Annotated in this window: 3 protein-coding genes; all 3 read right to left on the bottom strand. The window is 62.7% G+C overall.

The genetic code is table 11. The features are described from left to right. Position 1: 1 nt before the first annotated feature. Positions 2-11,764, bottom strand: a complete 11,763-nt coding sequence (locus KGB23_RS21415; RefSeq protein ID WP_223432481.1) for a non-ribosomal peptide synthase/polyketide synthase — start codon at positions 11,762-11,764, stop codon at positions 2-4. After that, complete coding sequence (locus KGB23_RS21410) at positions 11,764-22,737, bottom strand: non-ribosomal peptide synthase/polyketide synthase (RefSeq protein ID WP_223432480.1); 10,974 nt, start codon at positions 22,735-22,737, stop codon at positions 11,764-11,766. The genes KGB23_RS21415 and KGB23_RS21410 overlap by 1 nt, the downstream gene beginning before the upstream one ends. Positions 22,738-22,991: 254 nt before the next feature. Then, complete coding sequence (locus KGB23_RS21405; protein ID WP_223432479.1) at positions 22,992-23,726, bottom strand: thioesterase II family protein; 735 nt, start codon at positions 23,724-23,726, stop codon at positions 22,992-22,994. Between the last annotated feature and the right edge of the window lie 110 nt (positions 23,727-23,836).

Raw genomic sequence — 23,836 nt, 5'->3', positions numbered from 1 at the left:
TTCAAGCGATGGCCAAACGGTGTTCCAACAGGTCTTCAAGCTCGTCGAGCAACTCATCACCGCGCAGCAACTCGTAATGCCCGCCCGCCAACAAGCGATCAACGCCGTGGCTACCGACCTGAGCCTCAAACACCCGACGTTCATCGTCGCGTTCGGCCACCCACCAGCGATGAGCCGTGACCTGAATCGCCGGCAGTTGCCGATGCGCCAGCGCCAATTGCTTGAGGCGTGAGCCAGTGGCGAAGATCTGCGTGAGTTCGCCCGCGCCCAACGCAGCTTGCTCATTGGAGCCGTGCATGGCCGCCTCGATCACCGCCGTGGAACCCTCACGCTCATTCAAATCAGCAGCTTTCAGCGCAATCAATGCCTGAGCCTCATCGGCCGGCAGACCGGGCACAAACTTCAGGAAGTCGCCCAAGTCCTCGCGCCAGTCCCCCGCGTCTGCGGTGCCCGCTACGTAACTGTCGACCAGCCCGGCAAACGCGACCGTTTCACCCAGGGTTTCCAGTTCGTGAGCGACCAGTTGCGTCAACGCCCCGCCCAATGACCAACCCAGCAAGTAATACGGGCCCTTGGCCTGCTGACTGCGAATCCGTTGCGCATAGGCTTGCGCCATGGCCAGCAGCGACTCGTCCTGCCACAGCGGGTCAAGCAGCATCCGACATTGCAGGCCATACACCGTGCGCCGGCCTTCCAGTCGACGGGCCAGCGGTTCGTAGTCGAACACCGTGCCGAAACCGGCGTGCAGGCAGAACAGCGCCGCCACGTTCGGGATCCGCGCATTCAGCGCCAGCAACGGGTCCGGCGCAGACGCCGGCTCGGCAGCCTGATAGCCGCTGAGTTCGGCGATGCACGGCTTCTGCATCAAGTCGCGCAACTTCAATTCAAAGCCCAATTGCGGCTGACTGCGCACCCGCGAAATGACTTTGAGTACCTGCAACGAGTCGCCGCCGAGTTCGAAGAAATTATCGTCGATGCCCACTTGCGGCACGCCGAGTACCTCTTGCCAGATCGCGGTCAGCGCCGTTTCCAGCGCGTTGCGTGGTGCGCGATAACCGCCGAGCGCCCATTCCGGCGTAGGCAGTGCGCGACGGTCGAGCTTGCCGTTGGCCGACAGCGGGAAACGCTCCAGCACCATGATTCGCGCCGGCACCATGTAGTCCGGCAGTTGTGCTTGCAGTTCAGCCTTGAGTCGACGATCCAGCCCAACAGCACCGACCGCCACCACATAACCGACCAATTGCTTGCCGGTCGGCGTGTCATGCACCACCACGGCGGCATCCTGCACCCCGGCGCAATCACGCAGACGCGCTTCGATTTCGCCCAGTTCGATACGGAAACCACGAATCTTCACTTGCTGGTCGAGACGCCCCAGGTAGTCGATCAACCCGCACTCGCGCTGGCGCACCAGGTCGCCGGTGCGGTACATGCGGCCACCGGCCTCGAACGGATCGGGGATGAAACGCTCGGCGCTCATACCGGGACGCTGGTGATAACCGCGCGCCAGGCATTCGCCGCCCAGGTACAACTCGCCGCTGACACCGACCGGCAACGGATTGAGGTCGGCATCCAGCACATACAAGCCACGCCCGGCCACACCACGACCAATCGGCGCATACGCCGCATCGCAGGTTTCGCTGACCTCGGCACGCCACAACAGCGGCGTGACCACGGTTTCGGTCGGGCCGTAACCGTTGACCAGACGCTGCGGACGCAGAGCCCGTTTGACCTGCTCGAAACTGGCCTCCGGCACCGCATCACCGCCAAAGCAATACACCTCGACCGCCGGCGGATTGCCCAGGCGTTCGGCGACTTCGGCCATCTGTTGCAGGTACGCCGGCGGGAAGCAGGCAACCGTGACGCCATGACGATGCAACACTTCCAGGGTTTGCTCCGGCGTCCACAAACTGTCATCACGAATCACCAGACTGCCGCCGGCCAACAGCACACTCAGCCAACGCTCTTGAGCACCGTCGAAAGCGAACGACATGAAGTGCAGTTCGCGGCTGCGTGGTGCCAGTTCGTAGAGCTCGATAATGCCGCGGCAATGCCGGGCAATCGGACCACGCGCCACGGCCACGCCTTTCGGTTGGCCGGTGGAACCGGAGGTGTAAATCAGGTACGCGAGGTGCCCCGGAAGCGGATTGGCAACCGGGCACTCGGTACTGCCAGCAACGACCAGCTGATCGAGCAACAGACGTGGCGGGCTGTCGGCCAGCGTCAGTCGTTCGCCCAGATCACTGTCGCAGAGCAACAGGCTGGCGGCCGAATCGCTCAACATATAAGCCAGTCGCTCGGCGGGGTACGCCAGGTCCAAAGGCAAATAAGCCGCCCCTGCTTTCAACACCGCAAGGAATGCGACGATGGTGCGTTCGGAACGCGGCAGCGCCACCGCCACCAGACTTTCCGGTCCGATGCCACGACCAATCAGTTGCTGCGCCAGACCATTGGCCTGAGCCTCAAGCTGTGCATAACTGACTTCCCGATCCTCGCAGATCAAGGCGACTTTCTGCGGTTGCGTGCATACATGCTGATTGAATGCTTGCAGCAAATCGGCGTTGTCGTCGGACACCTGCGGCAGACTCAAACGCGCCTCAGGCAAGCCAATGTTACCGAGCAGGCACGTGGCATCTTCCGGCAACGCACGCAGCAAACCTTCAAGCTGCGCACGAATCCGCTCTACTTCCACTTCACTGAAGCGATCACGCAGGAACAGGTATTCGACCTCCAGACCTTCTTCGTTGGCGCTGACCATCAAGTCCATCGGGAAGTTGGTGACCCCGCCGCTGCCGACCTCGGCAAAGCGCAGTTCACCTTCCTCGCCCCCTTTCAAGGCGCGGTCCACCGGATGGTTTTCGAACACGATGATGCTGTCGAACAAGCCTTGGCCACCCTGCCCGGCCCAGCGCTGAATGTCGGACAACGGCGTGTGCTCGTAGTCGCGCACCATCAGGTTGTAATCCTGCAAGTCGCGCAACCACTCGCCCAGCGGCTGTTGCGGATCGAGGGTCTGGATCACCGGCAAGGTATTGATGAACAGGCCGAGCATGTCCTGCGCGCCGGCCAGTCCGGTCGGACGCCCCGCCACCGTGGCGCCGAACGCGACACTGCGTTGGCCGCTGTGACGTTGCAACAGCAGCAGCCATGCGCCTTGCACCAGCGTGTTCAACGTCACGCGCTGACGCTTGGCGAAGCTGTGCAGTTTGCGCGTCGCTTCGGCATCGAGGTTGCTGTACATCACGCCGTGGCCGGAACCTGTGGCACCCGAAGCCTTGGCCAGAATGGTCGGCGCTTCGAGCAACGCCAGCCGTTCGCGCCAGAACCCTTCCGCCTGCGCACCGTCCTGGCGTTGCAGCCAGGCGATGTAGTCGGCGTAACGACCGGTCAGGGTCGGCAGGCTGTCGTTGTGGTACAGGCGCAGCATGTCGCCCAGCAGACGCGAAGCACTCCAGCCGTCCAGCAACAGGTGATGGTAGATCCAGATCATCTGGTAACGGTCATCACCCAGGCGAACCAGGATGAAACGCATCAACGGCGGGCAGCTCAGGTCGAAGCCCTTGGCCTGTTCCGCAGCCGCCAGTTCGCCCAGCGCCTGCTCAGTGTCGGTGCGGTCACGCCAGTCGAGTTCTTCCATCGGCAGCTCAACGTCGGCGAACACCGCTTGCAGCGGATCGGCCAGACCATCGCGCCAACGGAACGCCGCGCGCAGCACTTCATGACGTTCGACGAGGGTTTGCCAAGCGGCGCGAAAACGCGGCACCTGCAAGCCGTCCACCGCCACGCTCAACTGATTGACATAGGGGTTCAGCTCCGGCGAATCGAGGCAGTGGAACAGCATGCCTTGCTGCATCGGCGACAGCGGATACAGGTCTTGCAGACCTTCGCGGGCGGCGATGTCGATGTGCGGCACCAGCGCAAAAGCCGGGACTTTCGGCGCTTCAACCAACGCCGCTTCACGGCTGGTCGCCACCGCAGCAAGTGCCCGAATGGTTTGCTGCTCGAACAGTTGCTTCGGACTGAACACCAGCCCGCGCTGCCCGGCACGACTCACTGCTTGCAGGGAAATGATCGAGTCACCGCCCAGCTCGAAGAAGTTCTCGGTGACGCCCACCGACTCCAGCCCCAGCAGTTCCTGCCAGATCTCCACCAGCAATGTTTCGGCCGGCGACGCAGCGGCGACTTGATCGTGGTTCTGCCGGGTTGCTTCCGGCGCTGGCAGGCCCTGGCGATCAAGCTTGCCGTTCGGCGTCAGCGGCAACGCGGCCAGGCACATCAAATGCGCCGGCAGCATGTGCGCCGGCAGACGGCTGCGCAGGTGCAGGGTCAGCGCTTCACGCAAATCGTGCTCGTCGGTGAGTGGATCGCGCGGCACCACGTAGCCAACCAACTGGCGGCTCACCGGGCCTTCGCGATCGATCACGAACGCTTCACGCACGCCTTCGTGTTCGAGCAGGCAGGCTTCGATTTCGCCGAGCTCGATACGGAACCCGCGAATCTTCACTTGCTGGTCAATGCGGCCGAGGTACTCGACGACACCGTCAGCGCGGAACCGCGCGAGGTCGCCACTGCGATACAAACGCGCGCCCGGCACGAACGGATCCGGCACAAAGCGTTCAGCCGTCAAGTCCGGACGTTGATGGTAACCACGCGCGACGCCCTCGCCGCCCAGGTACAACTCGCCCGCCACGCCAACCGGCAACGGCTGCAAGCCGCCGTCCAGAATATAGGCGCTGCGGTTGCCGACCGGCCGGCCAATCGGCATGAATGCCGAGTCGAATTCGGTATCCGGATACGCCAGCCAGATCAACGGCGTGATCACCGTTTCGGTCGGGCCGTAGCCGTTGATCAGGCGCTTGGGTTGCAGCACCTGCTGGACCTCATCAAAGGCGTGTTTGGCCATGCCTTCACCGCACGGGGTGTAGGAGCGGATCGGCAAATCGCGCCCCGCTTCGCCCATGAATTCGGCGATCTGCCCCAGATAGGTCGGGGTGAAGCAGGCGATGGTAATGCCGTGCTTTTCGATCTCGGCGCAGGTGCGCTCCACACTCCACAACTCGTCGTCGCGGGGCATTACGGCCGAACCGAACACCAGCGGCGTCAGCCAGCGCTCGTGAGCGCCGTCGAAGCTGATCGAAGCGAATTGCAGCTCGCGATCGTCCGGCGTCATGCCGTACAACTCGCCGATCGACAGGCAATGCATGGCCAACGGACCGTGGGCCACGCTGACGCCTTTCGGCCGGCCAGTGGAGCCCGAGGTGTAAATCAGGTACGCGAGGTTTTCGCCGCAGGTGAGGTTGACCGGGTTGCTTTCCGACATGTGCTCCAGCGGCTCGCAGTCGACCTCCAAGACCGACAGGCCTTCCGGCAACGGCAGTTTTTCCCGCAGCCACGACTGGCTGATCAGCAGCGAAATGCCGCTGTCTTCCATCAGATAACGCAGGCGCTCGGCCGGGTATGCCGGGTCCAGCGGCACGTAAGCACCGCCGGCCTTGAGGATCGCCAGCAGGCCAATGATCATTTCCGGCGAACGCTGCATCGCCAGGCCAACCCGCACTTCCGGGCCGATGCCCAGTGCGCGCAAGCGATGGGCCAATTGGTTGGCGCGGCGGTTGAGTTGGTCGAAGCTCAACTCCTGATCGTTGAAGATCAGCGCCGTGGCGTCCGGGCGAGCAACGGCCTGGGCCTCGATCAACTGATGCACGCAGAGCGGGTTTTCCGTCGCGGTGAACGCGGGGTTCCACTCCACTAACTGTTGCGCACGTTCCGGCGCGGTCAGCAGATCCAGTTCACTCAATGCAGCCTGTGGCGCGGCGACCATCGCTGCCAGCAACGCGGCCAAGTGCTCGCTCATGCGAGCAATCGCCTCGGCGCTGAAGTGGCTGCACTGGTAGCTCCAGTTCAGGCTGAGCTGGCTTTCGGCAGTGGCCGCCAGCGTCAGCGGGAAGTTGGTGCGTTCGTGGTTCTGCGGGATCGAGAAGCTCAAACCGGCTGGCGCACCCTGTTGCAGGGCCTCGGCGACCGGGAAGTTTTCGAACACCAGCAGGCTGTCGAACAGTGGTTCGCCGGCACGTCCGGCCCAGCGCTGAATGTCACCCAACGCGGTGAATTCATGTTCACGCAATTCCAGGTTCTGCGCCTGCAAACGGGTCAGCCACTGGCCGACGCTTTCAACCGCGTCCGGGCTGCTGATCACCGGCAAGGTGTTGATGAACAGGCCGAGTTGGCTTTCAGCACCCGGCAAGTCCACCGGACGCCCCGCCACGGTCGCGCCAAACGCGACGCTGCGTTGACCGCTGTAGCGTTGCAGCAACAGTGCCCAGGCACCTTGAACCAAGGTGTTGAGGGTGACCTTTTGCTGACGGGCAAAGTCGCTGAAGCGTTTGCTGGTGGCGACATCGAAGGTCTGGCGGTGGTCGGCAAATTCCGTCGTCGACGGGTTTTTACTGTCGCCATGGGCCAGGCTCTGCGCCAGCAAGGTGGGGTTGTCCAAGGTCGCCAATTGCTCGCGCCAGAACAGTTCGTCAGCCTGCGCATCCTGACGTTGCAACCAGCCAATGTAGTCGGCAAAACGCCCAATCGGCGCCTGCACTTCTTGCCCGGCATACCGCTGCAGGACTTCGCTCAACAGCAGCGAATTACTCCAGCCATCGAGCAACAAGTGATGGTGGGTGTAGATCAGTTGCTGACGCTCATCGTCCAGCCGCACCAGGGTCAAACGCATCAGCGGCGCGCGAGTCGAATCGAGCTGCAAGCGTTCGCTGTCGATCAGTTGAACCAACGCTTCGGCCTGATCGCGGCGGTTGCGCCAGTCGAGGCAAGTCAGCGGCAATTGCAAATGACGATGAACCAACTGCACCGGCACTTCGAAACCGTCAGGGAAGTGGAAACTGCTGCGCAGGATCGGATGGGTGTCGAGCACCGCTTGCCACGCGCGGCCGAGCCGTTCGGCATCGAGGCCACGGGATTCGACGCTGAGCTGGTTCACATAGGCGCCGGACGCCGACTCGTACAAGCTGTGGAACAACAAACCGGCCTGCATCGGCGACAGCGGATACAGGTCCTCGATTTGCGCCGGCGGCACCGGTAAACCGTCAAGTTGCGCCTGGGTCAGACGCGCCAACGGGAAGTCCGCTGGGGTCACGCCGCCCGCGCCATCGCTCAGGCAATGGGCGATCAGCGCCAGCAACTCACTTCGGAAATCCGCCGCCAGCGCTTCGATCTCGCACAGGTCGAAGCATTCGCGGCTGAAGGTCCAATCCAGCTTCAGTTCGCCGCCATACACCTGGCCATCCACCGACAGCCAGTTAGGCAACGGTGCATCGGTGGATTGCGCGGCACCGCTGGATTCGCGAGCCGGGGTGAACAGCGCGTCCTCGGCAAAGCTCTGGTCGAACTGGCCGAGGTAGTTGAAGGTCACGCGTGCTTGCGGCAACGCGGCCAGTGCCGCTTGGGTCGCGGCATCGCCCATGTAGCGCAACAGGCCGTAGCCCATGCCTTTGCCGGGAATCTCGCGCAGTTGCTGCTTGATCGCCTTGATCGAACCCGAAAGGTCGGCGGTCGGCGTCAAGCGCACCGGGAACAGGCTGGAGAACCAGCCGACGGTGCGGGTCAGGTCGATGTCGTCGAACAGCTCTTCGCGGCCATGGCCTTCGAGCTGAATCAGCGCCGAGGCGTCACCGGTCCAGCGGCTGAGGGTGCGGGCCAGTGCGGTCAGCAGCAGGTCGTTGACTTGAGTGCGGTAGATCGCTGGCGCCTGTTGCAGCAACTGGCGGGTCTGTTCGCGGTCCAGGCCGATACTGACGCCTTGGCGCAGATGCCCGGCCTGACTGGCTTGGGCATTGGTGGCTGGTAGCGAATCATTCGCCACGCTCAGTTGCGCCTGCCACCAGTTCAGTTCGCCGGCAGCGGTTTCGGAACGTGCGTATGCGTCAAGCTTGTCGGCCCAGGCCTGGAAGGCGCTGGTCTTCGGCGGCAGTTCTTGCCCTTGGTAAGCGGCCTGCAAATCTTCCAGCAACACCCGCCAGGACACACCGTCCACCGCCAAGTGGTGGATCACCACCAGCAACCGCTGCGAGCCATCGGCCTGAGCGATCAACGCGACGCGCAGCAGCGGACCGTCTTGCAGGCTGAGGCTGCGTTGAGCTTCATCGCACACCGACTCCAGCGACGCATCGCTGGCCACGCGGGCGGTCCAGAGCATGTCGATCACATCGCAGCTATCGGCCCCGACATACCGCGCCGACCATTGGCCATCGACCTGACTGAAGCGCAAACGCAGCGCGTCATGTTGCTTGAGCAGACGTTGCAGCGCGGCTTGCAGGCGTGGCAATTCGAGGGTTTCGCGCGGCACCAGCAGCACTGCCTGGTTCCAATGCGCGCGTTGCGGAATTGGCTCGTCGAAGAACCAGCGCTGGATCGGCGTGAGTATTTGCACACCGTCCACCGGCCCTTGTTGCGCCAGCGGTGCCGCCTGCTCTTTGACCACGGCGGCCAGCGCTTGCAAGGTTTGCTGCTGGAACAAGTCACGCGGTTGCAGGCTCAGACCCGCACGACGGGCACGGCTGACCACTTGGATCGAAATGATCGAGTCGCCGCCCAGTTCAAAGAAGTTGTCCTGACGCCCGACCTGCTCCACGCCCAACACGTCCTGCCAGATCTGCGCCAGCACCTGTTCATGCTCGCTGCGTGGCGCTTCGAACGCGCGCTGACTGACTTGCGCGGTGGGCGCGGGCAGGCGTTTACGGTCGAGTTTGCCGTTGGGGCTCAGCGGCATTTGCTCGATCAGCACGGTCTGCGCCGGCACCATGTAATCCGGCAGGCTCGCCAGCAAATGGCTTTTCAGGGTTTCGCGCCACGCGCCTTGCTGCTCGGCATCGGCGCTGACCAAGGCTCGATCTTGCGGCACGATGTACGCAACCAGTTGCTTGCCGCTCGGGCCGTCGAGGGCCAGTACCACGGCTTCCTGCACGTCCGCATGTTCTTGCAGACGCGCTTCGATTTCGCCCAGTTCGATGCGCAAACCGCGAATCTTCACTTGGTGGTCGATACGCCCGCAGTAGTCGATGGCGCCATCCGCGCGATAACGCGCCAGGTCACCGGTGCGGTACAGGCGCTCGCCGCTGCCGAACGGGTCGACCACGAAACGTTCCGCAGTCAGCGCGCCACGACGGTGGTAACCGCGCGCCAGACCGACGCCGCCCAGGTACAACTCGCCCACCGCGCCCAGCGGCAACGGTTGCAGTTCGCTGTCGAGGATGCAGGTGCGCAGGTTGGCGATCGGGCGGCCGATCGGCACGCTGTCACGGCCCTCCTCCACGCAGGTCCAGTGGGTCACGTCGATGGCCGCTTCGGTCGGGCCATACAGGTTGTAGAGATTGGCTTGCGGCAGGCTGCGCAGCGTCTGGCGTTGCAGTTCCATCGGCAGCGCTTCACCGCTGCAAATGATCCGTTGCAGCGAGGTGCAGGCCAGCGCCTCGTCGGCACTGATGAATGCAGAGAGCATCGACGGCACGAAGTGCAGCGTGGTGATCGCCTGTTCGACGATCAACGCGGCGAGGCGTTGTGGATCGCGATGCTCGCCCGGTGCGGCGATCACAAGTGTGGCGCCCTTCATCAGCGGCCAGAAAAACTCCCACACCGACACGTCGAAACTGAACGGCGTTTTCTGCAGCACGCGGTCGCTCGGCAACAGGTTGTAGGCTTCCTGCATCCACTCCAGACGGTTGTGCAGCGCCACATGGCGGTTGCCCGCGCCCTTGGGTTTGCCGGTGGAACCGGAGGTGTAAATCACGTAAGCAAGGTTTTCTGCGACAGCGAGGTTTGGTAGATCAGTGCCCGGCAGGTCACTCAGCCAGTCAGCCTCGGCGTGCAGGCACAAGGTGCGCACGTTGTCCGGGGTCGGCAGTTGCGCCAGCAGATGTTCCTGAGTCAGCAACAGCGAAATGCTGCTGTCCTCGATCATGTAGCTCAGGCGATCAATCGGGTATTCCGGGTCCAGCGGCACATACGCGCCACCGGCCTTGAGAATGGCCAACAGGCCGACGACCATTTCAAACGAGCGGTCGCAGGCAATCCCCACCAGCACTTCAGGGCCAACGCCCTGGGCACGCAAGTGATGGGCCAGACGGTTGGCACGCAGGTTCAGTTCGGCGTAACTCAGACTCTGGCCCTGGAATACCAGCGCTGTCGCGTCACCGTTTTCAGCCACACGTTCTTCGAAATGGCGCTGCACGTAGACTTCGCCCGGATAGCTTTGAGCCGTGTCGTTCAGGTCATCGAGGATGCACTGGCGCTCGTCGGCATCCAGCAACGGCAGCTCGGCAAGCGGGCATTGCGGGTTCGCCAGCACGCCGGCCAACAAATTGCGCCAGTGACGCGCTAAATGCTTGATGCGCTCAGCGTCGAACAAATCGGTGGCATACGTCAGGCTGGCGAACAGCTTGTCGCCCTCCTCCTGAGTATCCAGTTGCAGGTCGAATTGCGTGGTGTGCGCCGTGGCGCTCAGCGCTTCGACGCGCAGGCCCGCAAGCAAGCCGCTGACCGCCGCCGGTTTGGCTTGCTGGTGGTTGAACATCACCTGGAACAACGGGCTGTGACTGAGGCTGCGTTCACCTTGCAGCGCCTGCACCAGACGCTCGAACGGCAAGTCCTGATAATCCTGGGCATCCAGCGAAGCGGCGCGAGTCTGGTCGAGCAACTGGCTGAATGGCAGACGTCCGTCCAGTTCAGCACGCATCACCTGGGTGTTGACGAAGAAGCCGATCAGGCCACGGGTTTCCGCGCGATTGCGGTTGGCAATCGGCACGCCAACGCGCAGGTCGGACTGGCCGCTGTAGCGATAGAGCAAGGCCTGGAAGCTCGCCAGCAACAGCATGAACGGCGTGACGCCGCGCTGTTTGGCCAGGCTCATCAGACCGTTGGCCAAGGTCGCATCAAGGGCGAAATCCAGACGCGCACCGCGCTGGCTCGGCTGCGCTGGGCGTGGACGGTCGGTCGGCAATTCCAGCAGCGGTTGTTCGCTGCCCAGTGTTTCGCGCCACCAGTTGAGTTGACGCTCCAATTCACCCGCTTCCATCCAGCGGCGTTGCCACAGGGCGTAGTCGGAATACTGGATCGGCAACGCTTCCAGCGCCGCGTTCTGCCCTTGGCAATGCGCGGCGTAGAGCCGGGAAAACTCCTCCACCAACACACCCATCGACCAGCCATCAGTGACGATGTGGTGCAAGGTCAGCAACAGCACATGGTCTTCGGCGTCGAGCTGCAACAGGCTGACCCGCAACAGCGGACCGTACTGCAGATCAAACGGTCGGGCGATGTCTTGCTCGACCGCTTTCATGGCCAGATCGAGACGCTGTTCCTGAGGTTCATCGCGCAGGTCGATCTGTTCGATCGGCAGCGAAGTGAACCCGGCCAGCGTCTGCACCACCTGACCGTCATCCTCGACGAAACGGCTGCGCAAACTCTGATGCCGCTCCAGCAGCACGTCAAAACTCTGCTGCAACGCCGCGACATTCAGCGCCCCGTGTAGATGCAGCGCGGCGGGAATGTTGTAAGCGGAACTCTGCGGATCAAGCTGCCAGAGGAACCACTGGCGCTGTTGCGCGTACGACAGTTCGAACGTCGTTTGCGGCTCGGCAGCGGGCGGAATCGGCAGTTGGCCAAAACTCACGCCCTGCTCTTGCATGCGTGTCAGAAACTCGCGGCGCTTGTCGGCTGGCAGGCCGGCGAAGCGGGTGGCGATACGCTGGGCAGTGGTGTGTTCCATCAGTTGATCTCCATCTCGTCGAGAAGCGACTCAAGCGCATCAAGACGTGCATCGTTGTCAGCCGGGGCGTGTTGCCCGGCCATGGCGGCATAAGCCTGAAGGTCGGTGGATTCGAACAGCGCGCGCAGCGGCAGCTCGATGCCCAGTTCCAGTTCCACGCGGGCACTGGCCTGGGCGGCGAGCAGCGAGTGCCCGCCCAGTTCAAAGAAGTTGTCACGGCGGCCGATCTGCGCCACGCCCAGCACGCTGGCCCAGATGTCGGCCAGTTGCCGTTCGAGATAGCCTTCGGGGGCTTCGAACGGTCGCTGCCATTCCTGAGCGTCAGGCACCGGCAGGGCCTTGCGGTCGAGCTTGCCGTTGCCGGTCAGCGGCAAGGCGTCCAGCAACAACCAGTGGCTCGGCACCATGTAATCCGGCAGATCGACCTTGAGCGCGGCGCGCAGGTTGTCGCGCCAGGCGATCGGGTCGTGCGGGGTTTGCTCGGCCACCACGTAGGCACACAACTGCGGGCCGCCGTCGCCGGTATGCACGCTCAACACCGCTTGGCGCACGCCCGGTTGGGCCAGCAGCGCGACTTCGATTTCACCCAGTTCGATGCGGAAACCACGGATCTTCACTTGCTGGTCGATCCGGCCGAGGTAATCGATGCTGCCGTCGGCACGCTGACGCGCCAGGTCGCCGCTGCGATAGAGGCGCTGCGACGCGTCGAATGGGCTCGGCACGAAACGCTCGGCGGTGAGGCCGAAACGCCCGTGGTAACCACGCGCCAGACCAGCGCCGGCGATGTACAACTCGCCCGCCACGCCCACCGGCACCGGTTGCAACTGGCTGTCGAGCAGGTACCAGCGCAGGTCGCGGATCGGCAGGCCAATCGGGCTTTGGGCCTTGCCGTCGAGGTCGGCCAGGCGGATCGCACGGTAGGTCACGTGCACCGTGGTTTCGGTGATGCCGTACATGTTGACCAGGGTTGGCTGTTGGTCGCCGAAGCGCTCGAACCATGGACGCAGGCTCGCGACTTCCAACGCTTCGCCGCCGAAAATCACCTGACGCAACGCCAGGTTTCGTTCGCTGGCGCAGGCAATCGACAACAACTGGCGAAACGCAGTCGGGGTCTGGTTCAACACCGTCACGCCTTCATCACAGAGCAAGCGATGGAACTCTTGCGGCTCGCGACTGATGTAATACGGCACGATCACCAGACGCCCGCCGGTGCACAGCGAACCGAACAGCTCCCACACCGAGAAATCGAAGGCGTAGGAATGGAACAGCGTCCAGACATCGTCCGGGCCGAAGTTGAACTCGGCAGCGGTGGCGCTGAGCAGACGCCCGACGTTGCCGTGGCTGAGCAATGCGCCCTTCGGCCGGCCGGTGGAACCGGAGGTGTAGATCACGTAAGCGAGGTTTTCTGGGGAGACCAGCGCTGGCAAGTTATCGGCGCTGAAGACATCCAGTTGCAACGACTCCAGGCTCAGCACCTGCACGCCGTCGCGGGCCGGTAAACCGTCGATCAAGTGTTGTTGAGTCAGCAGCAACGTGATGCCGCTGTCTTCGATCATGTAGCTCAGGCGCTCGGCCGGGTATTGCGGATCGAGCGGCACATAGGCGCCGCCGGCCTTGAGAATCGCCAGCAAGCCAACCACCAGCGACATCGCCCGTTCGGTGGCGATGCCGACGCGCACCTCTGGGCCGACACCCTGCTCGCGCAGTTTGCGCGCCAGTCGGTTGGCCTGAGCGTTGAGCGCGGCGTAGCTCAGTTGCTCGCCTTCGTAGACCAGTGCGATTGCGTTCGGCCGCTCGGCAGCCTGGGCTTCGAACAAATGGTGCAAGGTTGGCGACGGCGGTTGCGCCTGGAACGTCGGGTTCCAGTGCTGGATCAACGCATCGCGTTGCGAGGCTTGCAGCAACGGCAGTTCGGCGACGCGCTGCTGCGGATCGACGACCACCGCTCGCAGCAGGTTCAGCCACTGCTCGGCGAGGCGGTTCATCGACGCCTCGTCGTACAGGTCAGTGGCGTAGGTCAGACTGGCATCGAGTTCTTCGCCCTGCTCTTGAGTGTCGAGCACCAGATCGAATTGCGTGGTGTGTTGCTGCCAGTGCAGACGCTCGACCTGCAAGTCGGCGACGCGACGCTCGACGCTCGCGCCCAACTGCTGTTGATGGTTGTAGAGCACCTGGAACAATGGGCTGTGATTGAGGCTGCGGTCAGGCTGCAAGGCGTCGACCAACTGCTCGAACGGCAAGTCCTGATTAGCCTGCGCGCCCAATGCAACCTGTTTAACCTGTTGCAGCAAAGTGCTGAAGGACTGCTGCCCATCGATCTCGGCACGCAGCACCTGAGTGTTGATGAAGAAGCCGATCAGGCCTTCGGTTTCCAGGCGCGAACGACCCGCACTCGGTACGCCGACGCTGATGCTCGACTGCCCGCTCTGGCGATGCAGCAAGGTCTGGAAGCTGGCCAGCAACAGCATGAACAACGTCACCTGTTGTTCCTGGGCACGGTGACGCAAACCCGCCAGCAACTCGCGGTCAACGTTCAGCACCAGGCTGGCGCCGCGCTCGGTGCGACGGGCCGGACGGGTCAGTTCACTCGGCAATTCAAGCGGTGCCTGGCTGCCATCCAGTTGCTCACGCCACCACGCCAGTTGGCGTGCGCCCTCCCCGGCCTCCAGCCAGTCACGCTGCCAGCGGGCGTAGTCGCTGTAGTTCACCGGCAGGCTCGACAGGTTCGCAGCCTTGCCTTCGACGACCGCCTGATACAGCGCGCTGAATTCATCGACCATGACCTGCATCGACCAGCCATCGGCAGCGATGTGGTGCACGGTGAGTACCAGCACGTGTTCGTCGCTGTTCACTGGCAGCAGCAATACGCGCCACAGCGGACCGTTGCGCAGGTCGAACGGACGGGCGATTTCTTCGGCTACGGCATTGTCAATCGACGACTGATCGAGTGTGCGTTCCTCCAGTTGCAGCGCCAGATTGTCGTGCAGCACCGGACGCGCCTGCTGGCCGTCCTGCTCAAAGGTTGTGCGCAGGGTTTGGTGACGGGTCTGCAGTTGAGTGAAGGCTTCGCGCAGGGCTTCGCGATTCAGCGAGCCCTTCAGGCGTAGCGCGGCTGGAATGTTGTAGGCCGAACTTTGTGGGTCCAGTTGCCAGAGAATCCATTGGCGTTGTTGGGCGTACGACAGAATTTGTGGCTGATCGACCGCTGCACGTTGCAGCACCGGTTGGCCGCTGACGTTCGCCAGTGCTGCACGTTCGGAAAATTCCGCCAGATTCGCGGCGGAGAACAGGCTGCTCACCGACAGTTCAAGCTGCAACTGCTGACGTACGCGAGAGATCACCTGAAGCACCAGCAACGAGTGTCCGCCCAACTCGAAGAAGTTGTCGTCGCGGCCCACGCGTTCGACCTGCAACACTTCCTGCCAGATCAGCGCAAGTTGCGTTTCAAGCCCTTGGGCCGGGGCCACGAAGTCACGTTGTGCATCGCCAGCTTCAGCACGCGGCAAGGCTTTGCGGTCGAGCTTGCCGTTGTTGTTAAGCGGCAGTTTAGCCAGCAGGACCAAGTGGCTTGGCACCATGTATTCCGGCAGCGACTGACGCAAGACGGCTTTGACGCCTTCCAGATATTCCGTCTCTGAAACCACCGCGCCGTTGGCCACGACATACGCCACCAGTTGCGTACCGTCCTGAGCGATAACCGCCGCTTCGTGCACCTCCTCCCGAGCTTGCAGGCAGGCTTCGATCTCGCCCATTTCAATGCGGAAACCGCGAATCTTCACTTGATGGTCGATACGGCCGACGTATTCCAGATTCCCTTCAGCGTTGTAGCGCGCCAGATCGCCGCTACGGTACAGCCGCGCACCCGGTTCACGGGCGAATGGGTCCGGCAGGAAGCGTTCGGCGGTCAGCGCCGGGCGGTCGAAGTAGCTCTGAGCGAGGCTGGCCGGCGCACCGATGCACAGTTCACCGACGCCACCGTTGGGCAACAACTGACCGGCCGCGTCCAGCACATACAACGCCCGACCTGCGATGGCTCGACCGATCGGGATGCCAAACGCGTCGCTGGCATCTTCGAGACGGCATTCATGAACACTGGACACCACGGTCGCCTCGGTCGGGCCGTAGGTATTGAGCAAACGCACATGACTCAAACCTGCTTGATGCCACAAGCGCAGACCTTCAACCGACATCGCTTCGCCGCCGACGTGAACCTGACGCAAATCACCCAGGTTGCGCACCACACCGCTCGCGCATTCCCGGGCCAGCAAGTACCAATAGGCCGCCGGCAAATCCGCCACGGTCACGCCTTGCTGGACGATTTCGGCAGCGAGGCGGCCGGCATCCCACACATCATCGCCACGCATGATCAACGCCGCACCGACGCACAGTGCCGGGAAGCACTGCTCGACGAAGCCATCGAAACTGAAGGTCGCGAACTGCAACACGCGGTCCGACGCCGACAGCACCGAATAGTCGGCGGCGGTATGGCAGAACTCGCGCAGCGCGGCATGGGCGATGGCGACGCCTTTGGGTTGGCCGGTGGAGCCGGAGGTGTAGATGATGTAGGCAAGATCGTCGGAGAGCGCGTGGTTTTGCGGATCGCTGTCAGAGTAGCCGGCGCTGTCGTCAAGGCCGAGACGTCGCACGCCTGGCACATTTTCCAGCAGACCAGACTCGCACAGCAGCACATCGAGGCGGCTGTCGCCGATCATGTACGCCAGGCGTTCGGCCGGGTATTTCGGGTCCAGCGGAACGTACGCCGCGCCGGTTTTGAGCACCGCCAGCAGGCTGACGATCAGCTGCGGACCACGGTTCAGCGCCAGGCCGACGCACTTGTCGGGGCTGGCACCGTTTTCGATCAAGCGATGGGCCAGTCGGTTGGCCTGCGCGTTCAATTGGCCGTAGCTCAAGGTCTGACCATCGACCTGCAATGCCATCGCGTCCGGGGTGGCGGCGGCCTGAGCGGCGATTTGTTCGTGTGCCAAAAGCGTTGTGGATAACTGAACAGCGGCCGGTTGGCTGATTGCGAGCACAACGGCTTTGCCAGCGACATCGAGCAGTTCCAGCGCGCCCAGTGCCGCGTCCGGCTGCGCCACCAATTGCGTCAGCAGATGCTGCAGATTGGCCGACAACTCAGCGACCTGCGCCGCACTGAATCGCGCCGCGTCGTAGCTGAAGTCCAGGCTAAGGCCTTCGCCCAGTTCGATGCCCAGGGTCAGCGGATAGTGCGTGCGCTCATGGTTGTGCAAGTTGCCGAACGACAACCCGGCCGGTGCACCCTGTTTCAGCGCCTCCGCCACCGGAAAGTTTTCGAACACCAGCAGGCTGTCGAACAGCGCCGAACCCTGCTGCCCCGCCCAGCCCTGAATGTCGTAAAGCGGCACATGCTCGAACTCGCGAATGGCCAGGTTCAACCCTTGCAACTCACCCAGCCATTGGCTGACGGTTTGATCCGGCTTCATCGCGCACACCAGCGGCAGCGTGTTGATGAACAGGCCGAGCTGCTCTTCGATGCCCGGCAGCGGAGCAGAACGCCCGGCCACGGTGGCGCCGAACACCACGCAATCCTGGCCGGTGTAGCGTTGCAGCAACAGGCTCCAGGCCGCTTGCAGCACGGTGTTGAGGGTGACCTTCTGCTGACGGGCGAACTCGGCCAGACGCTGGGTCGCGCGGCTGTCGAGGGGGATGCGGTATTCCTCGCTGCCCTCGGCGCCCACCGGCGGCCGCAAGGCTTCGGCCAGTAACGTAGGGGCTTCCAGCGGTGCCAATGCCGCTTTCCAGAACTGCTCGCCAGCGACGGCCGATTGCTGCTGCAACCAGCCCAGATAATCGCGGTACTGCCCGGTCGGTGCCGGTAGCGACTGCCCGGCGGTGTAGTGCTGGATCACTTCGGCCAGCAACTGCGCGTTGCTCCAGCCGTCCATCAAAATATGGTGGCTGGTGTAGATCAGGTGCCAGTCATTGACGCCCGTGCGGACAAGCTTCAAGCGGAAAAGCGGCGCGCTGCCCAGTTCGAAACCCAGGGCACGTTCGGCGTCGGCCAGCGCATCGGTGTCGGTCGCTTCAAGCAGTTCAAGCGGCAACGCGACGTGGCGGACAATCGCCTGATGCGCGGTGTCGAGGCCTTGCCAGAGGAAACTGCTGCGCAGAATGTCATGACGCTCCAGCGCGGTTTGCCAGGCGTCGGCAAAACGCTGAGGGTCGAGGCCCTGAATGTCCAGGCGCAACTGACTGATGTAGGCGCCGACTTCGGGTTCGTAGAGGGTGTGGAACAGCATGCCCTGCTGCATCGGCGACAGTGGATAGAGGTCTTCAAGTGTCGCGACCGCCACTGGCAATCCATCGAGCTGCGCCTGACTGATGCGCGCCAGCGGGAAGTCCGACGGTGTGGCTTGCGGCGCTCCAATGGCACAGCAGTGGTCGATCAACGCGTTGAGTTCCAGCGCGTAATCGTCCGCCAGACGCTGGATGGTCGCGGCGTCGAACATCTCGCGGCTGAAACCCCAGCTCAGCGACAACTCACCGCCGTAGACCTGGCCTTCGACCGTCAGCCAGTTGCCCAGCGGTGCCGATGGATCTTGCGCGATACCGTTGCCTTCAGTGGACGGCACAAACATCGCCGCATCGTCGAACTGACGGTCGAACTGCCCCAGATAGTTGAAGGTGATACGCGGTTGCGGCAATGCCGCCAATTCGGCGCGGATCGCCGATGTGCCGAGGTAGCGCAGCGCGCCATAGCCGAGGCCTTTGTCCGGCACGGCACGCAGTTGTTCTTTGATGGATTTGATCGACGCGCCGAGATCGCTGGACGGCATCAGATTGACCGGGAACAGGCTGGTGAACCAACCGACGGTGCGGGTCAGGTCGATGTCATCGAACAGGTCTTCGCGGCCATGGCCTTCAAGTTGAATCAGCGTGCTGCCCTGCCCGCTCCAGCGGCAAACCGCCCTCGCCAGCGCGGTCAGCAGCAGGTCGTTGACCTGGGTGCGATACGCCGCCGGAGCCTGTTGCAGCAGTTTTCGGGTTTGCTCGGCGTCGAGTTTGAGTTCGAGTTTTTGTTCGAAGCGGTTTTCCAGCGCGCCGGTTGGGCGGTCACGCGGCAGATCGGATGGTGCATCGCGCAGTTGGGTCTGCCAGTGTCCGAGGCTGTTTTCAAAGACTGGCAGATGATCCTGCAAGCGAGCGACCCAGCGTTGATAGCTGCTGGTTTTCGCCAGCGACACATTACCGCCGCTATAGAACTGCTGAAGGTCTTCGAGCAACACGCGCCAGGAAACACCGTCCACCGCCAGGTGATGAATGACCAGCAGCAAACGCTCGGTACCGTCGGCCATCGCAACCAGCAGCGCGCGCATCAGCGGGCCATTTTGCAAATCGAGACTGCGTTGGGCTTCGTCGCACAGAGCGTTGAGTTCTACGAGCGATTGCGCCTGACGCTGCCACAACACTGATTCAGTGGTCGGCGCGGCGTAAGCCTGCTGCCAGCTGTTTTCGGTCTGTTCGTAGCGCAGACGCAAGCTGTCGTGATGCGTCAGCAATTGCTCAAGAGCGCGATCCAGCGCCTCGATGTTCAACGCCTCGCGCGGCACCAGCAGCAGCGACTGGTTCCAGTGCTGACGCTCAGGGATCGCTTGCTCGAAGAACCACTGTTGCACCGGAGCCAACGCCACCGCGCCAACCGCTGGACCTTGTTCGACCAGCGGCTGCTCGCCGCTGCGAGCGGCCTGGGCCAGGCTGCGGATGGTCTGGTGCTGGAACAGGTCTTTGGGGCTCAACACGATCCCGGCTTGACGCGCACGGCTTACCACCTGCATGGAAACGATGGAGTCGCCGCCCAGTTCGAAGAAGTTGTCTTCCAGACCGACGTTTTCGATCGCCAACACGTCCTGCCAAATCGCGGCCAGGGATTTTTCCATCGCCGTGCGCGGCGTGACGTGTTCGCGTTGTTGCTGCGAGCCGTCAATCGCTGGCAAGGCCTTGCGGTCGAGTTTGCCGTTTGGGGTCAGTGGCAGCTGTTCGAGGAACAGCAGGAACGCCGGGACCATGTAGTCCGGCAGATGTTGTCGCAGCGCGGCTTTCAAGGTTTCACGCTGGGTCGCTTGAGCGTCGATGTCGTCCAGTAGCGATGGATCGGTCGGCACGATGTACGCGACCAGTTGCTGGCCGTTGACGCCGTCTTGCGCCAGCACCGCCAATTCACGCACAGTGTCCTGCTGCAACAGTCGCGCTTCGATTTCACCGAGTTCGATACGGAAGCCACGCACCTTGACCTGATGGTCGATGCGACCGACGTATTGCAACGTGCCGTCGGCCTGATAACGGGTCAGATCGCCGGTGCGGTACAGGCGTTCGCCGTTGCTGGAGAACGGATTCGGCACGTATTTTTCGGCGGTCATGCCCGGACGCGCCAGGTAACCACGGGTGATGCCGGCGCCAGCCAGGTACAGCTCGGCGGACACGCCTTGCGGCACCGGTTGCAGTTCGGCGTCCAGCAAGTAGCTGGCGGTGTGCTTGAGTGGCCGGCCAATGTTTGCGCGGCCAGCAGCCTCGCGGCGGGTCCAGGTCGAATAGGTGGTGTCTTCCGACGGACCGTACAAATCGTAGACATGCTCGACGGTCGACTGCTGATACAGCGCCTCCACCAGGCTCTGTTTCAACGGCTCGCCGGCGAGGTTGATGATGCGCACGCTCGGCGGGATCTGCCCGTCGCGCTGCAACGCATTGATCGCCGACGGCACGGTGTTGATCAGGCGCACCTGATCCCGGGCCGGCAGCTGCGGCAATTCCAGGGCATTACGGGCGATGATCAGCGAGCCGCCGTTGGCCAGCGTGACAAACATCTCCCACACCGACAGGTCGAAGCACACCGACGTCGAGGCCAAAACCCCTTGAATGTCTTCGCGGCTGTAGACCGATTTCGACCAGTCGATCAGTGCCAGCACGTTGCGGTGGGCGATGGCCACGCCTTTGGGTTTGCCGGTGGAGCCGGAGGTGTAGATCACGTAGGCGAGGTTGTCTGGTGTGACGCGGGTCATCGGCGCACTACTTGGATAAGCGGCCCACTCCGTATCGTCCATCAGCAACACTTGCGTATCCGCCGGCACGTTCAATGTTGCGGCGACAGCTTGCTCAGTCAGCAGCACCAAAGCGCGGCTGTCTTCGAGCATGTAGGCAACGCGTTCGGCCGGGTAATCCGGGTCCAACGGCACATAAGCGCCGCCCGCCTTGAGTACCGCCAGCAACGCTACCAGCAGGTTGTCGGAACGTTGCATCGCCACGCCGACCCGGACTTCCGGACCCACGCCCAGTTCGATCAGTTTGTGGGCCAAGCGATTGGCCCGATTATCGAGCTCGGAGTAAGTCAGCTGCTTCGTGGCAAAGGTCACCGCCAATGCATTCGGGTTCGCGACGACTTGCTGGCTGATCAGCTCATGAATGCACAGGTCCTGTGGGAAGCTTTCGTCAGCGCGATTCCAGTCATGCACGATGCGTTGATATTCGGCGTTCTCAAGCAGCGGCAAATCACTGATGCGCTGCTGCGAATCACTGACCATGCCCTGCAACAAATGCGTCCAGTGTTGCGCCATGCGCGCGATGGTCGTCGCGTCGAACAGGTCGTTGGCGTAGGTCAGCGCGGCGTGCAGCTTGCCGCCCTTTTCATAGGTGTCGAGGGTCAGATCGAATTGAGTGGTGCGCCCTTCCCACTCAATCACGCCCAGCGCCAGACCGGACGCGGTGCTGACCGTAGAAATGTCCGCAACTTGCGGCTGGTGGTTGTACATCACCTGGAACAGCGGCGTGTGGCTGAGGCTGCGTTCCAGTTTCAGCGCCTCGACCAGGCGCTCGAACGGCAAGTCCTGATGGGCCTGGGCACCGAGAGCGGTTTCCTTGATGGCACGCAGCAAGTCGCCGACACGGGTCTGGCCGTCGAGCTGGGTGCGCAGTACTTGGGTGTTGACGAAGAAGCCGATCAGGCCTTCGATTTCGGCGCGGTTGCGGTTGGCGATCGGCACGCCGACGCGGATGTCGGTCTGCCCGGTGTAGCGATGCAGCAGCGCGTTGAAGGCGCCGAGCAACAGCATGAACAGGGTGATGTTGTGCTTCTGCGCCGTCGCTCGCAGTTGCTCGGCCAACTGAGCGTCGACGGCGAACTCGTAACGGGTGCCGCGATAGCTCGGCATCGCCGGGCGCGGATGATCGGTGGGCAGTTCCAAAACCGGGTGCTCGTCGCCCAGCTGCGCCTGCCAGTAGTCGAGTTGACGCGCTTGTTCGCCCGCCTCCAGCCAGCGGCGTTGCCACAACGAGTAGTCGCTGTACTGGATCGGCAATGGCGTGAGTTGCGGTTGTGCGCCCGCCTCAAAGGCGTCGTAGCAGCGGATGAATTCGTCGATCAGCACGTTCATCGACCAGCCGTCGGAAACGATGTGGTGCAGGGTCAATAGGAGGACGTGTTCCTGCTCGGCGAGTTTGAGCAAGGTGACGCGCAGCAATGGGCCGGTTTCCAGATCAAACGGCAGCACTGATTGCTGCTCGGCCGCTTGGGCGACCGACCTTTCGCGCTCCGTGGCCGGTAGTGCGCTGAAATCCACCTGATCGATCACCTGCGGCGCGCTGGCCGGCACTTGCAGCAAAGTGTCATCGGCCTGGCGCTGGAACACTGTGCGCAGGGTTTCGTGACGTTCAATGAGGCTGGCGAACGCTTGCTCCAGCGCGGACAAGCTCAAACACCCGGTCAGACGCACCGCGCCCGGCAGGTTGTAGGCGCCGCTTTGCGGGTCCAGCTGCCAGAGAAACCACATGCGCTGCTGGGCGTACGACAACGCCTGGCGATCTTCGGCTTCGACGCCGGCAGGAATCGGAAACCGGGCGAAATCAACGCCTTCCTTTTGCAAGGCCGCAAGGAACATCTGGCGCTTTTCCAGGGGCAACCCGATAAACCGGCGAGCAAGTTTCAAGGAGTCTTCAGCATTCATTTCTTAGCATCCGGATCAGTGGCGGGAAGCACAAAGGCACGTCGTCCCTATAAAACGAATGCAGACCGGAAAAATTAGCGAATGAGAACAAGTATCAGAAAGGAGATAGAACGCGGATTGTCAGACTGCTGCAAATCAAAATGTGGGAGCGGCGGTGCGGCGATCCGACTTGCTCGCGAAAGCGGTGGGTCAGTCACATATAGGTTGGATGTGACACCGCCTTCGCGAGCAAGCCCGCTCCCACAGGTATTGCGTCAGGCGCTGACGGCCATGGCATGCCGCCGATGGTGAACTTCCAACTGATCCTTGATCACCCGCAACACCTTGGCTTCGTGCTCGTGGATAAAGAAGTGACCGCCAGCAAGCATGTCCACCGAGAAACTGCCGTGGGTTTCCTTGCTCCAGCCGATCAGTTGCTCGGTGGTGGCGCGATCAGCCTTGCCGCCGAGTACGTGAACCGGGCACTTGAGCAAGGGACGCTGTTGCGGTTCGAAACGTCCGCACAATAGAAAGTCCGCACGCAGGACCGGCAGCGTCAGGCTCATCAGCTCTTCGTTGGCCAGCACCTCTTCACGGGTGCCGTTGAGGGTGCGCAATTGCTCGATCAATTCGGCATCGGTTTTGGGCTCGGCGAAACCCCGATCGTAATCGGCACGCAGGGTCGGAGCGGCGGTGCCCGAAGCGAACAGCGCCACCGGTTCCGGACAGCCCAGCGAGCGAAACGCATGGGCCATCTCACAGGCGAGCAACGCGCCAAGGCTATGGCCAAATAGCGCATACGGCGCCTTGAGCGTGGCTTTTTGTTCCTGCGCGAGTTGCAGCGCCAGGCGTCGCATGTCGGTATGCAAGGGTTCGCCAAACCGGGCGCCACGTCCTGGGAGTTCCACGGGTTGCAGCTTGAGCCACTCCGGTAGCTTGCGCCGCCAGCGGCTGTAGACCATGGCACTCGCGCCCGAATAGGGCAGGCAGAGCAATGTCAGCTGGGTCACCGGGCTTACCTCGAAAAGTTGTCTGTTAAGAGAACGGATGAGGCGCGACTTGAATTAGTCGAAGATCTAAATGTGGGAGCGGGCTTGCTCGCGAATGCGGTGTATCAGTC

The sequence above is a fragment of the Pseudomonas sp. GL-B-26 genome, assembly GCF_019947405.1.
Classification (GTDB): Bacteria; Pseudomonadota; Gammaproteobacteria; order Pseudomonadales; family Pseudomonadaceae; genus Aquipseudomonas.
Note: the sequence above shows the minus strand (reverse complement) of the source record. Positions and strands in the feature narration are given on the sequence as shown.